Origin of the sequence: Flavobacterium magnum, assembly GCF_003055625.1 — a bacterium.
Taxonomy (GTDB): domain Bacteria; phylum Bacteroidota; class Bacteroidia; order Flavobacteriales; family Flavobacteriaceae; genus Flavobacterium; species Flavobacterium magnum.
In genome coordinates this window covers 2287825-2302013 of sequence record NZ_CP028811.1, presented here as the reverse complement: position 1 = coordinate 2302013, position 14189 = coordinate 2287825, and the positions used below count along the sequence as shown (strand labels likewise).

Annotated in this window: 15 protein-coding genes; 6 read left to right on the top strand and 9 right to left on the bottom strand. The window is 53.8% G+C overall.

All coding sequences use genetic code 11. The features are described from left to right. The first annotated feature begins 35 nt into the window (after positions 1-35). A complete protein-coding gene (locus HYN48_RS09640) occupies positions 36-386 on the top strand; it encodes an MmcQ/YjbR family DNA-binding protein (protein ID WP_108371099.1) in 351 nt (116 codons plus the stop codon). Between the two features lie 309 nt (positions 387-695). Here the strand turns inward: HYN48_RS09640 and HYN48_RS09635 are convergent, their stop codons facing one another. From HYN48_RS09635 to HYN48_RS09605, 7 genes are read right to left on the bottom strand one after another with little or no spacing between them, the layout of a single operon-like run. Then, positions 696-2078: a TolC family protein gene (locus tag HYN48_RS09635; protein ID WP_108371097.1), complete on the bottom strand. Its 1383-nt coding sequence runs from the start codon at positions 2076-2078 to the stop codon at positions 696-698. A 4-nt stretch (positions 2079-2082) separates the two neighbouring features. Beyond that, positions 2083-3423 carry an HlyD family secretion protein gene (locus tag HYN48_RS09630; RefSeq protein WP_108371095.1) on the bottom strand — a complete coding sequence of 447 codons (1341 nt, stop codon included), beginning with the start codon at positions 3421-3423 and terminating at the stop codon, positions 2083-2085. A 1-nt stretch (position 3424) separates the two neighbouring features. After that, positions 3425-5092 carry a peptidase domain-containing ABC transporter gene (locus HYN48_RS09625; RefSeq protein WP_108371093.1) on the bottom strand — a complete coding sequence of 556 codons (1668 nt, stop codon included), beginning with the start codon at positions 5090-5092 and terminating at the stop codon, positions 3425-3427. A 47-nt stretch (positions 5093-5139) separates the two neighbouring features. Then, positions 5140-5826, bottom strand: a complete 687-nt coding sequence (locus tag HYN48_RS09620; RefSeq protein ID WP_108371091.1) for a carbonic anhydrase — start codon at positions 5824-5826, stop codon at positions 5140-5142. Positions 5827-5837: 11 nt separating this feature from the next. After that, positions 5838-6800, bottom strand: coding sequence for a sodium-dependent bicarbonate transport family permease (locus tag HYN48_RS09615; protein ID WP_108371089.1), 963 nt, complete (start codon positions 6798-6800; stop codon positions 5838-5840). An 11-nt stretch (positions 6801-6811) separates the two neighbouring features. Continuing rightward, positions 6812-7660 carry a DUF6671 family protein gene (locus HYN48_RS09610; RefSeq protein ID WP_108371087.1) on the bottom strand — a complete coding sequence of 283 codons (849 nt, stop codon included), beginning with the start codon at positions 7658-7660 and terminating at the stop codon, positions 6812-6814. After that, positions 7650-7934, bottom strand: a complete 285-nt coding sequence (locus HYN48_RS09605) for a hypothetical protein (protein ID WP_108371085.1) — start codon at positions 7932-7934, stop codon at positions 7650-7652. The genes HYN48_RS09610 and HYN48_RS09605 overlap by 11 nt, the downstream gene beginning before the upstream one ends. Positions 7935-8025: 91 nt before the next feature. Between HYN48_RS09605 and HYN48_RS09600 the strand changes: the two genes are divergently transcribed. Together HYN48_RS09600 and HYN48_RS09595 are read left to right on the top strand one after the other, a co-directional pair. Continuing rightward, on the top strand, positions 8026-8943 hold the full coding sequence (locus HYN48_RS09600; RefSeq protein ID WP_108371083.1) for a LysR family transcriptional regulator: 918 nt from the start codon (positions 8026-8028) through the stop codon (positions 8941-8943). A 220-nt stretch (positions 8944-9163) separates the two neighbouring features. Beyond that, complete coding sequence (locus HYN48_RS09595) at positions 9164-10150, top strand: SDR family NAD(P)-dependent oxidoreductase (protein WP_108371081.1); 987 nt, start codon at positions 9164-9166, stop codon at positions 10148-10150. Between the two features lie 147 nt (positions 10151-10297). On the opposite strand, the gene HYN48_RS09590 is transcribed toward HYN48_RS09595, so the two are convergent. Both HYN48_RS09590 and HYN48_RS09585 read right to left on the bottom strand, forming a co-directional pair. Then, a complete protein-coding gene (locus HYN48_RS09590; protein ID WP_108371078.1) occupies positions 10298-11266 on the bottom strand; it encodes a fasciclin domain-containing protein in 969 nt (322 codons plus the stop codon). Positions 11267-11613: 347 nt separating this feature from the next. Beyond that, complete coding sequence (locus HYN48_RS09585) at positions 11614-12249, bottom strand: DUF6266 family protein (protein ID WP_108371076.1); 636 nt, start codon at positions 12247-12249, stop codon at positions 11614-11616. Here HYN48_RS09585 and HYN48_RS09580 point away from each other — a divergent pair, their 5' ends adjacent. The 3 genes from HYN48_RS09580 to HYN48_RS09575 all read left to right on the top strand — a co-directional run bounded on the left by HYN48_RS09580 (position 12250) and on the right by HYN48_RS09575 (position 14120). Beyond that, positions 12250-12678, top strand: a complete 429-nt coding sequence (locus tag HYN48_RS09580; protein ID WP_108371074.1) for a hypothetical protein — start codon at positions 12250-12252, stop codon at positions 12676-12678. A gap of 110 nt (positions 12679-12788) precedes the next feature. Then, positions 12789-12983: a hypothetical protein gene (locus HYN48_RS15170; protein ID WP_146171761.1), complete on the top strand. Its 195-nt coding sequence runs from the start codon at positions 12789-12791 to the stop codon at positions 12981-12983. Between the two features lie 519 nt (positions 12984-13502). Beyond that, the gene (locus HYN48_RS09575) at positions 13503-14120 is read left to right on the top strand and encodes an SLATT domain-containing protein (RefSeq protein WP_108371072.1); all 618 of its coding nucleotides are present in this window, start codon (positions 13503-13505) and stop codon (positions 14118-14120) included. Positions 14121-14189: the final 69 nt, after the last annotated feature.

Sequence of the window (14189 nt, the reverse complement as noted above, 5' to 3'; positions counted from 1 at the left end):
ATGCCCCAGACGACAAACACTTAAACACACGCCACATGGACATTGACATCATCCGCGACATCTGCCTGTCGTTTCCGGCCACCGAAATGGAAATCAAATGGAAAAGCGACCTCGTCTTTATGGTGGGACGAAAAATGTTCTGTATGGTCGACCTCGATGCGGTGCCGCCCGTAGTGTCCTTCAAAGTGTCCGATGAGGATTATGAGGAAAAAGTCGCCTCCTACGGTTTTAAGCCTGCCCCCTGGTTTGGGAAAAACAAATGGGTTGCCGTGACCGATCACCACATGCTGACCCACGCCGACTGGACCCGGTACCTCAAAGCATCCTATGGGCTTGTCCGGCAGAAACTGACGCAGCAGCTGCGCCGTGATCTGGGCATCTCCTGATGCCCGCCCCAGGCTATCCCAATAAAAAAAGTCCCTTTCGGGACTTTATCATTTCCGGACCGCCGTGTTGCTGATCGGTTTCCGCTTTCGCGCCGACGTTGGGTTTGCTGCATGTACGAACGGGTGGAAAGCACATGCCCCGTTACAGCCTCCGCGACGAACTGACACCCGTCGTCTTCGTACCGAAAGTGATATGATAAAATTAAAGCGCGCGAGCTGACTTTTATTACAGGATCTTAAGCGGACGTTACAAAATTCACCGGATATCGTAACCGGCGTCGCAAATCCGCAGCGATTGTCGGTGGGATATTATTCGGTTTGGCTGGCCATAATCCGGAACAGGCCGGCATTCGACAACAGGAAGCGGTTCTCCGCATTGATCCTCGAGAGCTGTGCCGAAATCAGGTTGTTCTCCCGGGAGTTAATCAGGAACAGCGAACTTTCGCCCACAGAAAACAGCCGCTCTTCCGATTGCAGCATCACCGTATTGTCGGCCACCAGCCGCGCGATAATCTCCTGCTGTTTGCGCAGCGACTCGATTTCGGTCCTGCGGTAGGCAATCTTGTTTGTCAGCTGCAGCCGTTCCAGTGCGAGTTCGAGCTCGGCCTGCTGTATCTTGAACTTCGTCATTTTCAGGCTGCCGCGCTCCTTGCGCAACAGTATCGGAAGTGTGAAATTGAGGGCAAGCTTGTAATTGTCGAGGCCGTATGCATTCGCATTCGCGCGTTCTGACAGGTAGTAGTAACCCAGGTCAATCTTCGGCAACAGCGCGTTGGCCTTGAGTTTGCGCTCGACATCGAGCAACGCGATTTTGGTCTTGAGCGCATCGATCTTTGGATGGGTCTCGATATCGGGCTGCTGTGCCAGCTGGTTTACGTTCAGCGTTTCGGTGACGGTCTTCAGGATGTTTTCTTCGGGCTGTACGGCCTCACTCAATTCTACAGGGGTGCGGTCAAGCCACAGGAACGTCGACAGCTCCAGCCTCGCCTTTTCGAGTTTGAGCTTTGCGTCCTCGACATTCAGCTGCCGGCTGCGCACCACTATGCCCGCTTCGACTGAATCCACCGCAGGGCGGTCGCCGTTGTCGATCAGCTTGCGGATGCCGGTGTAGCGGATGTCTGCATTCTTCAGGTAATCGCGGTACATCTGAAACTCGCTGTAGGATTTGCGCCACTCGAAATACGCGGCGGCGGCGTCTGACAGTACCTCGGCGGCCTGCAGCCTGCGCTCGGCCCGGCTGAGGGTAATCTGCAGTTTTGCCTTCCTGAGGTCGGCCATGCGCTGGTTTGTAAACAGCCCCTGCCCCAGCGGCACGCTCAGCCCCACTGAGGTGAGCCCCGACTCGGGCACCGTATTTTCGGGATTGATGTAAGGGCCGTCGTTGTCGTCGAATGCGGCTTTAAGCTCTATGCCATACCAGGTCGGGACCTTAAACGTGCTGTTCAGCAGGCTGTAATATTCTTTGCCGTTGAAGCGCTTCTTATCGAAATCGACTTCAATCTTGGGGTCGAACGCGCCGCGGGCCATCATTAAGTTGGCCTGTGCCATGTCGAGCTGCAGGTTTGCGTTCTTCACCAGCGGATGGAACTTCTTGACATAGCCGAGGTACTCGCTAAAGGACAGTTCCCCCGCATTGAATGACTGGGCGTGGACGAACGACGTAAAAAGCAGCAGCGCCAATATCTTTTTCATGCCGTCACTTTTTTGCGGTTTTGGTTTCAGGGGTGTAGTAGTTGGCCGGGAATCCGTTCAGGCTGCGCCAAAGCTCATACCATACGGGCACGTCTTCAAGCAGCGCGAGCGTCTGCACGCCTGAACCCATACTGATCTGCTTCGGCCAGGGTGCTTCGGCGCGGTCCGGTGCGATCAGTACGCGGAACTTGCCATTCGGACTGATGAAATTCTCCACCGCGACAATCTTTCCGCCAAAGGTCCCATAGCTCATGTCAGGCCAGCCTGAGAATACGATCGTCGGCCAGCCGTCAAACCATACACGCACTTTTTCGCCTTTATGGATCAGTGGCAGGTCATTCGGACTCACATAGGTCTCGACCGCAATATCATATGCCGCAGGCATGATGCTTACGATTTCAGTCCCTTCCTTTATGGTTTCGCCCAATCCGGATTGGATGGCGCGGTTGATGTAGCCGGTCTGCGGGGCCGTGATGTAATACATGCCATTCCGGATGCTGTAGTTGTTGTACTGGTTTTTGAGCTTGTTGACCTGCGCCTTGGTGTCATACTCGCTGCTGCGCGCGGTGTACTGCTCGCTCTGCGCCTTGGCCGATTTCTCGGCATACTCGGCCAGGATGCGGTTGACTTCCGCGCGGGCATTCAGGTACTCGTTCTGTGATCCGATGTATTTATTCTCCTGGGTGATGATTTTCGCCTCGACATCCTGGAGCTTGAGGCGTTTCTCCTCGACATCGGTCAGCGGTTTGAGGCCTTCCTTGTTGAGTGTCAGCGAGCGGTTGAACTGCGTGGTCGCGATCTTCACCTGCGTGCGCACCGCAATCAGGTCCATGCTGTCGCTTTTTACTTTGAGCAGCGCCTGGCGGATTTTGTTCTTTGCCTGCTGCAATTTGATTTTCTTCTCGTTCTCGATGGCGGCGATCTGCAGCGACAGCGCGTCAACCTTACCGGCATAAGAGCGCTGCGCCATTTCCTTGGCCTGCATCTGGTCTTTGGTATTGCCGACGAGGTTCGGGTCCAGGTAGTCTTCCTTGATTTCCGAAATAAAAAGGATGGTGTCCCCTTTTTTGACGAGGTCGCCTTCCTTCACATACCACTTCTCAATCCTGCCCGCTATGGCGGACTGCACGGTCTGTGGCCTTTGGTCCGGCGTCAGGGTGGTTACGGCGCCCGCGCCCGAGATGCTCTGTGTCCAGGGCAGGAACAGGATGATCAGGCAGACCAGCGACACGGCCCAGATGATCTTATTGAGCACCTTGTAGTCAGGCCGGTTTTCGAGGTTCCGCACCGTGGTAAAATGGGAAATGTTTTCCGTAATCGGGTTTTCTTTGGATATGTTCAGCATGTTACCGGCGTTTTTTATCTTCAACAATCTGTCCCTGCTGCATCGTGATGACGCGCGAACTGTGCGCTTCCCAATACGGGTTCCTCGACGATACCATCACCGTCCACGGGTGTCGTGCATCGGTAATAAAGTCGATGATGTCACGGGCTGCCCCGTCGTCCATCTTATCGGTTGGGTCTTCATAAAACAGGATGCGCGGCCGCGTCACGATGCTTCGGGCGAGCAGGATCTTTTGGGCGTTTGACGACGTCAGCTGATGGCCTTCCGGATGTATCCTGGTTTCGAGTCCCTTCGGCAGCGACTTGATAAAGCCACCCAGCCCCACGGCCTCTATCGCCCACTTCACATCCTCGTGCATCACATCGGGGTTGTTGAAAGTGATGTTTTCCAGAACACTGCCCTCAAACGGGGTTTCGCCGTGTATGATCACACCGATGTGCGAACGGTATTGCGCGAGGTCCATTTTCTTGTAGGTGTCGTCGTTGATGAATACCGCGCCAAATGACGGCTCCAGCAGCCCCGAAAGCACGCGCAGCAGCGTGGTTTTCCCCGATCCGTTTTCGCCGCGCAGCAGGATGCGCTCGCCGGGCTCAATCTTGAGCGAAATGTCATGCAGGGTGTAATCGGCGGCGTCCGGAAAACGGAACTTCAGGTTGGCCGTCTCCAGCGTGATGCTGTCAAACACGCAGTGCTGGTTCTTGATGTCGGGCGTCTCCGTCTGCAAATCGGTAATCTGGCCGATCTTCTCGACCGCCGTGAGCACGTCATACAGCGTCTCGAGCCCGGTAATGATCTTTTCCACGGAATTGATCACCAGCAGGATGATGATCTCGGCCGCCACAAACTGCCCGATGTTCATCTGCTGGTTCATCACGAGCAGCCCGCCGATGATCAGCAGCCCCGCGGTGATGATAATCTTGAACACGATCAGCTGGATGTATTGCCGCCTGATGACCCCGAAATGCTTCTCGCGGTTGTCGATATAGGCCGCCACGATCTTGTCATTCTTATACAGCGAGAAATTGAAATTCTCCCTGCGCCGGAAACTGTTGTTGTTGCGTGCAATCTCCTGCAGCCAGCCGGCCACCTTGTATTTGTATTTTGATTCCTTGAGGCTGGTGCGCAGACCGCTCTGGTACGAAAACCGGAAAATGCAGTACAGCAGCAGCAACAGCAGCGCCCCGAACAGGATGAAGAATGCGTGGTACAAGGACAGTAAGAGGATCCCGAAAATAATCTGCAGCAGCGCCGTAGAGAAATCGATGAGCAGTTTGGAAGTACCTTTCTGGATCGTCATCGTATCGAAAAAACAATTCGCCAGTTCGGGCGGGTACTTGTCGTACAGCTCACGCAGCCTGATCTTGGGCAGGCGGTAACTGAACTCAAACGACGAGCGCACGAAGATCTTCTGCTGCAGGTTCTCGGTGATGCGCAGCTGCATCAGCGACAGGATCCCGATCAGCGAGACACCGAGCACCACCACCACGACGAGCACCACCCAGGAGGTGCTTACGCGGCCCGACTGGATCAGGTTGATGATCGCCTGTATGCCCAGCGGGAGTGACAGGCTGACGAGCCCTGCGAATATGGCGTAGAAAAAAATCTGGTAAATGTCTTTCCTGTCGAGCTTGAGCAGGTTGATGAAGCGTTTGAGCGGTGTGTGTGTCATTGATCTGTGTCTGTATGCTGTTTACAAAGGTAAGTTAAAACTTATCTTTACATGGTTTCCGTAAGAAATTCGACCCTGCCGGTGTGGATGTTGTAGACCGCCCCGACAATCATAATCTCCTTGTTGTCATTCTTTTGTTTCAGTACGGGCGCCAGCCGCTTCAGGTTTTCGACCTGCCGGATGACATTCCGCCGAACCGCGTCATTCACGCTGACCGATTGGCCCCCGCCCTGCAGGGCCGGCCTGATGTTCTCAATCAGCGTGCCGATGTGCCCCGGCGGATCCTTGATGTCCTTCACGGCTGCGGAAACCGCGCCGCATTCGGTATGCCCCAGCACCACGATCAGCCGGGTCTTCAGGAACAGCACGGCATATTCCATGCTCGCATAGGAAGCGTCGGCACTCACCTGCCCCGCGGTCCTGATGATGAACAGATCACCCAACCCCTGGTCGAAGATGATCTCATTGGGCACGCGCGAATCCGAACAGCCCACAATCACCGCAAACGGCTGCTGCCCCGTCTCGAGCGATAACAACCGAAGGCTGTCCTGGCGCGGCCTGACGCTTTTCTGCTCATAAAACCGGCGGTTGCCTGCTATGAGTTCGCTGATGCCCCGTGCCGGGTTCAGGTAAGCTGAATCGCGGGCTGCCTGGCTGCGTTCACTCCCCTGTTGCGCCAGTGTATAACAACTGGCCAATATCGTTAAGCAAAATGCAAAAATGTTTTTTTTCATTGTGTTAGTATTTAGTTAAAAGTGATGATGGAAAGGTAAATCGGCATGCCGATGGTGATGTTGAATGGAAAGGTCACTGCGAGCGCCATCGGCAGGAATAAACCCGGATTGGCCTTCGGTACGGCAATCTTGACGGCTGCGGGTACGGCGATGTAGGAAGCGCTGGCGGCGAGCACCGCGAAGATGAAGCGGTTGCCTGTGTTTTCAGTGACCCATCCGCTTGCCAAAGCCACGATGCAGCCGTTGATTAACGGGATCAATATCGCGAACACCAACGCAAACCAGCCGTTCCTGATGAAGTCGCCGAGCTTCCTGCCGCTCACTATGCCCATATCGAGCAGGAAAATAGCGAGGAAACCCTTGAACAGGTCTGTCGTAAACGGCTTGATGCCCAAGGCCTGCTGCTCGCTGGCCAGGAACCCGATTATGAGGCTGCCCAGGATCAGGAGCACACTGCCGTTGGTCAGCGAATGCCGGGTGATGGCTGCGATGTTGGTCTTCACGCCATCCCCTTTGTCAAAAAACCGGATCAGGATGACCCCGACGATGATCGCAGGCGCTTCCATCAGCGCCATGACGGCCACCATATGCCCGTCCATGTGGAGGTTCTGTATTTCGAGAAAACTGGCGGCAGTGACGAAGGTCACGGCACTGACCGAGCCGTAGGCGGCCGCAATGGCGCCGGAATCGAATACGTTGAATTTCTTTCGCAGTATGAAAAAGGCGTATACCGGGATGGCCACCGCGATGCCGATGCCGAACAGCGCCGACCATAGGATGCCCAGCGTGAAGTCGCTGTGGGCCAGTTCCTGCCCGCCCTTGAAGCCGATCGAGAACAGCAGGTACAGCGAAATAAACTTGGATGAATTCTCAGGAATCTGCAGATCGCTCTTGAGCCGCACGGCCAGCACGCCCAGAAGGAAGAACAGCAGCGCGGGATTGGTCAGGTTGTCAAGCAATAAATTAAAGTTCATATTATCAGGGTTTAAGGATTACAAAAATCACAGTAGGCCGGGTCTTCATACTGCTTGTCGTTTGGAAAGGGTGCCTGGTGCGTGTGATTGCATCTAACGCAACCGTACGTTACACTCAGCGTGGAACGCGTGGGCGCATGGCACAGCATACACGGCAATCCCGGATTGGCCCGGATGATGCTGTAGCCCGGTGTGCCGCAGCCTGGGCAGGCGGACCGTGCTTTCTGGGACAATTTTTCAGCTGCTTCCCGGATCACCGCCATGCGTGTCGGGTTGTAGAGCGCACGCATGTCGGTTTCCACATGCAGGCTGCCATAGGCTTCGAGCAGTTGCAGTCCCAGGCGCTGCAGCTCCCCGGCATCGGTGATGCCCTTGTGGATCTCCGAATAATCACCGCTGCTTTTTCTCAGGATGAGGCCGTGCGACGGAAAGCGCGCGGTGGTTGCAAACGCCAGCAGCGCCTCGGGGCTGTCCACCGTTGCCGCATTGAAGTTGGTCTCCAGAGACAAATGCCGCGCGGTGATTTCAAGTCCGTTACTGCGGTCGATCAGCATCAGCAGCTCCTCATTGGCATGGGCAAAAAAGATCGACGGATGCGGCCCGAACGACCCCTCGCTGGCCATCCCCAGATCGGCACCCTGCCGCTCCATCCCCAGCAGGCATTTCCTGCGCACGACCTCAAGCGGTGTGCCCTGGCGCGCCACCTCGCCGGAGAATGTACCCAGCCGGTCGGTATCGATACCGCCCGCCGTAACGCAGTGCACCCCGAGGTCGCGTTCCAGCACCGGTGCGATGACGCTTTCCTTGGCATGCATGGTGGTGATGACGAGCCGGCGGCCCGCAAAGACATTATTTTTCATCGAGCAGCGTAATCGTGACCTGGCTGTCGATGGCAATGCGCTGCCCCGACCGGGCCGCACTGTCAAACAGTTCGCTGACCGAGGCTTTCATCTCCTGCAGCGCGGCGATGCGCGACTGCGAGTTGTCAATACGGTCATTGAAACGGATGTGGTTGCTGAACGCCCTGAGGTTGTGGTATTCGATCTTCCTGTCAATCAGCGACAGCAGTACCTCGCGGGCCTCCTCGGGTGAGAAGTTCCCATGGATCAGCCGGAATTCATTTTGTGTTTTCATGGTCTCCTATTTTAAATTGGTGTGGCAAAATTCAAGATAATAAACCATATATTTTTATTTATATTTGTAATGACATACATAAACAATATTTATGAACTACACCTTACACCAACTACAGGTTTTCCTTAAGGTTACCCAAACGCTGAGCATCACCAAGGCCGCGGAAGAACTCCACCTGACGCAGCCTGCGGTGTCCATACAGCTCAGGAACTTCCAGGACCAGTTTGACATACCGCTGACCGAGATTGTCGGGCGGCAGCTGTTCGTGACCGATTTTGGTAAGGAGATTGCCACGGCGGCGGAGAAGATTATCAACGAGGTACACGCGATCAACTATAAGACGCTCGCCCATAAGGGACAGCTCAGCGGACGGCTCAAGATTTCGGTGGTCTCGACGGGCAAATACGTCATGCCCTATTTCCTGGCGGATTTCCTGAAGCGGCATGAGGGTGTGGAACTGCTGCTCGACGTGACCAACAAGGCGCGGGTGATTGACAGCCTCGCGGCCAATGATACCGACTTTGCGCTGGTGTCCGTGCTTCCCGCCAAGCTCGACATCCTCAAGGTCGAACTCATGGAAAACAGGCTGTTCCTGATCAGCGACGCCAAAATGCGCCCCGCAAAGCAGCCTGCCGAAAAATCGATACTGGAAACGCTGCCGCTGATTTACCGCGAACAGGGATCGGGCACGCGCTATGTGATGGAGCAGTTCCTCAAAGGGGCCAACCTGAACGTGGTAAAAAAAATGGAACTGTCTACGAACGAGGCCGTCAAGCAGGCGGTAATTGCCGGGCTGGGCTGCTCGATCATGCCCATCATCGGCATCAAGAACGAACTGGCGTCGGGCGACCTCCAGATCGTGCCCGTCAAGGGCCTGCCGATCAAATCAAACTGGAACCTGATCTGGCTGCGCAGCAAGAACCTCTCCCCTGTCGCCGAGGCCTTCCTCAAATACATCAACGACGAGAAATCGACCATCATCGACGAATGGTTCGACTGGGCGCTGTAAGTTTCTGCCTCCCATGGCACGTACCGCACTTTATACACGTCGTTCCCGCGGGTCGCTGCCCGCTATGGCATTGCCAAGGCGAAACCGCGGGATGGCGCGCGTTCCACCAGCCCTAAAGTTATCATAAAATCAGGCGGGCTTCCCGATAATCTCCCTAACTTAACATAACCATCGGCCTGCGACCATGCACCGCCGATGGGCAACCTATACCCTATTTGCTATGAAAAAAGACCAAACACAAAACGGCCTCAGCGGCAAGACGGTAGTCATTACCGGTGCCAGCAGCGGTGTGGGCCGTGCCGCAGCAGAAGCTTTTGCCGCCGAGGGCGCGCAAGTCGTAATCGTGGCACGCGGCCGCGAGGGCGTTACCGAAACCGTAGCCCAATGCCGGGCGGCAGGCGCCGTCGCCATCGGGATCTGCGCGGACATGTCGGTCGCCGAGGACGTACAACGCGTGGCCCAGGAGGCGCTGCGCCTCAACAACCGCATCGACATCTGGGTGAATAATGCGGGTGTGATGGCCAGCGGCCAATTTGAGGAAATCCCGATGGACATCCATGAGCAGGTCATCAAAACGAACCTGTTCGGCTACATGCATGGCGCCTACGAGGCGATTAAGATCTTCAAGCGGCAGGACGAAGGCATCCTGATCAACAACGTCTCGATTGGCGGCTTTATGCCTGCCCCTTACAGCGCGGTGTATTCAGCGACCAAGTTCGGCATCCGCGGCATGATGGCCTGCCTGCAGGGCGAAGTGTCCGGTTACCGCGACATCCACATCTGCAACCTGTACCCGCAGCTGCAAAACTCGACGGGCAACCTGCATTCGGCGAAGTACTCGGGTTTCAGCCTGTCGATCCCGCCGATCGCGTCAGACCCGCGCGAGACGGCCGCCTGTATGGTGAAACTCGCACTGCGGCCTAAGAAAGACACGTTTCCCGACTTCACAGCGGCGACGCTGACGCGCCTTTACCAGCTGTTTCCCAAACCCATCATCAATACCGCCTCGGCGGCGCTGCGCCTCAAGATGATGGCTCACCGTGACGAGCCCGGCGACCCGGGCAACATCCTCAGTCCGTCGCGCGAACCGCTGCGCGTCTACGGCAACCCACCGGGTGGGCACGGCCTGCGCAACGTAGGGCTTGCCGTACTTGCGGGCATGGGGGTCGGCGCGCTGCTTTTTACGCTGCAACGCCGCGCGAACTGAGGCCAGCGGACCCGCGTCATGCAGGGCGTGCACGGGCTGGCGCTTCAACCACCGGGCACCGTTTGCAGTACGGTCCCACGCCGCAAATGTACCCCACAAAAAAAGAGGCCCGAGGGCCTCTTTTCCTATTTACTGCCATGTAATATATTATAAACTCGGCAACAACACTTTGTCAATGACGTGCACCACGCCGTTAGACGCCTGTACGTCAGTCGCCGTGATGGTACTGATCCTTCCGGCCTGGTCGGTAATCTTGGCACCGCCGGTCAGGTTGATCGTAAAGCTGTCCCCGGCAAAGGTATCGACCATCATGCCGTTGGTCAGTGAGGCCGCCAGCACATTAGACCCGGCCACAACGTGGTACTTCAGCGTCTTCTCGAGCGTGGCCTGTGGGATAGCACTCAAGCCCGGCACGTTCAGCTCCGTAAGCAGGTCACCGAACGCGGTGTTTGTCGGTGCGAAAACCGTAAACGGAGCCCCGGCGGTTCCTGATAAAATGCCCGCGAAATCCGGCTGGTCGTTGCGCGTCAATGCCTGCACCAGGATTGAGAAATTCGGGTTGGCCTTGGCGTGATTCACGATTGTCGGCAATCCGATGACGCCATCCACCACATGCACGACACCATTGCTGGCCTGCACGTCGGCGCTGGTTACGGTGGCCCCGCCATTTGACGTACCGCCGTTAATCACCACACCCGAAGCGGTGTTGATGTACATGCTCAGCGTGTTGGTCGCCGATGCGCTGCCTTTGGCGAGCGTCTTGACGTAGCCTGTGCTGAGCTCTGCAGCCGTTTCCTCACCTGCAATCACGTGGTTCAGCAACACTTCCTTCAATACCGGCACCGGTACGGCATCGATGTTGGCAAAGCCGTTGGCCTGCAGGAACGCGGTGAAGGCGGCGTTGGTCGGTGCAAACACCGTGTACTCTGTCGAGCCATTGAGTGTAGTGACCAGGTCCGCACGCTCAAGTGCGTCGACAAGGATGCTCAGATTGGCATTGCCCTGCGCGAGTTCCGCAATCGTCTGCTGGTTGTTGCTGTTGTTGTCGTCATCGCTGCAAGCGAAAAGTGATATGGCCAATGCCAGTACCGCCCATTTTTTAACATTCTTTTTCATACGTATTGATTTATGGTTTCCGTAAAATTAAACAGTTGCTTCTTTTTGTTTGATGATTTTATGAAAACTTTAAACAATGTAGAATCTCACTTACGGAACCATTTCGTTTGCGACTGTGCCACAGTCCCGTAGCGCACCGAATGGAAAGTGCCGTGGCGCCACCCGGGAACTGAACTGCCGGTGCCCTGGCTGCCGCGTACATAGGCCGGAGCGGACAGGCCGGTCGGGCTATGCCCCGATAAACAACCTGGCACGGCGCTAGCTGCTGCAGCACAGCCTCTTATGCGCCTGCCCGGTAAACAAAAAAACCCGGAGGCGGCTCCGGGTATTGGGTTCATAGCACTGTGTTACAGCACGGTTGCGGTCAGGTGCAGGCTTGTCGAGGCGCGGTAGCCGCCCATGGCCGTAAAGCCGATCCAGCAGTGCACGACATCGCCCTGCCAGCTGTCGGGCAGCGACAGTGAGAGCGCGCCGGCGCTGCGCTGTTCGGTGTGGTCGAACTGGAAGCGCGCTTTCTCGGGGTTGTAGACGACGACCAGCAGCAGGTCAGTCGATACGGCTTCGGGCTGCCCGGAGTTGTCTGTCCAGGTGAATTCGAGCACGGCATTGGCCTGCGGCACGAGCACCGCGTCCTGCGGCCCGGCGAGTTCGCCTTTGGTGATGATCACCTTGTTGTAGTCGAGCGTGATGTTCGGGTAGCTGCCTGTGGTCGCTTCCCTGAGCAGGTAAGACGAGGCGAGGTCGGCACGCGAGCGTTCGTTAGCCGGCTGCCCGTAATACTTGTCGAGCAGGCCGCGCAACGGGTTGAAGAAACGGATCACGAGCGCAAACACCATGCGCTGTTCCAGCTGCTTGTCGGTGGCCTGGCGGCCACTGCGTTTGGGGCGGCTGCGCATCACGTCGATGCCGCGCCAGTTTGTTCCTACCACGGGCCCTATGGTGCCCCTGAATCCGCCGAGGATTCCTTTTTCAAATTTTCCCATGTGTTCATTTTTTTAAAAATTAGCCTATCATATCAGCCTGCAGGACTGGCGGGAACCTTTCCCGATTCTGGACCAAAACTAAAACGCATTTTCCTGACGTCCAAGCCCGTTGCCGCTATGTTCCGGGTTTTACCGCTGTCTACCGCAAAAGGGCGTCAAAGGGCCGGAATTACCGCTTTTTACCGCTTTCTGTCCCAGGGGGCCACTGCCTTTGGTATGGTTTTGTTCGGGTTTGGTTATGGTTTGGTTCGGGAAACGCTGTGGTTTGTTCGGGGCGCCCCGAACAACTCCCGAACAAAACTGCCGGCAAACCCCTGCGAAACCCGCTGTCAAAAATCTATCAAAACGGTCTTTATGAAAAAGTTAACAAACCCGTCAAATCGCATCATATATGGACAAATCGTGACTATACGAAATCGTTATAGTTAAAATTTTGAAAACAAATAGTATGCGTGCCGAATATTTTACGTTCTTCGTAACGATCTAAGCCTGAGCCCCTAATCAGGTATAACCGATGTACTAACCAAAAACGAATTAAGATGAGCAGGGTAATCATTTATGTCAAGGATGTGAGTATACTGATGGGTACAAGCGACAAGACGGCGCGCGGCTTTATGAAGACACTCCGTATCCATGCCAACAAGGGCCGCAACGTGCCACTCACCGCCTACGATTTTTCAAGCTACACCAAGATGGATCCGCAGGAGGTGATCCGGATTATTAACGGGAAGTAAGGGCTTAATCAGAAGTCGCAGTGTTCAGCTGGTACGTTTGCATACTATAAAATTATTACTGAACATTGCCTTCCTAACAATACAATCTAACATTCTAGAATGAAATCTCTATTGAGGTGGCTGTACTTTTTGGTAAGATATTTGGACGGAGTCAATCCAATTGCGTGTCTCTCGTATCGAATTTTAATTCGAACCTATTGGACAGGATGAATCACGTCACAACTGTTATGTTCACGCTCTTCCACATCATGCCTGAAAGGATGATGACGCTATAAGACAATCGCGTTATATTACACGTACAGATAAAGTCTTTTTTTAACAATTATATAATTGCTTACGAAGTAACAATTTTTCCAATTATAATTTATTAAATCAGGTATTTATACGGTTGCATTTTTAGCAACTACGCAATTGAAGAAAAAAATATTTGGATTACATTTATTCCCTATTATAATTTTCGACTTCTTTGGATAACGTCCTCATAACCATGCGAAATTTTCCTCATCAAAAACTGTACGAATGTCCTTCGAAAAAATTAAAGGCAAAGAACATCTTGATAAAGACTTTCTTGAAGAACTAAAACATAAAATATGGTCGACCAAAGGCGCAAGATTTGGAGCCGATAACAGGCTGAAGACCACTGCTCGATATTCGAGTTTAGGCAACAGTATCTTGTCTGCATACATTATAATTTTTGGGCTAATTTCAGTTTATAACTTATCAAATGTAAGCAGTATTAGTGATAATCTTACCGCATTCTCACTAACTGCCTTGTCAGTTATAAGTCTAATTTTCTCATTAGTTGACAATGGAAGCAATTACCTATTAAAGGCTAAGGATTTTCATGATTGCGCGCTAGAATTATCAGAACTTTACAATGAACTTCAGATTTTTAAAACATATAGTGAAGGCGCTACCAAAGAAGAAATTAGGAAGTTTGTAATTGAACTCCAACATAGATATCAATTTGTTTTGGAGAAGTATGATAATCACTTGCCAATCGATAATGAGTATTTTAGAGCGAAACACCACGATTATTACAGCAGCGTAACTCGGACTGACAGATTTTATGCACACTTAAAATTATTCGCTATGACTAAACTTTTATATATCATAATGATTTTTTTCCTGCATTAACGTTACTTATAATAATATTCGGAGATTAAATTAAACATCATTTAATTAAAAATTACATATTGATTATAG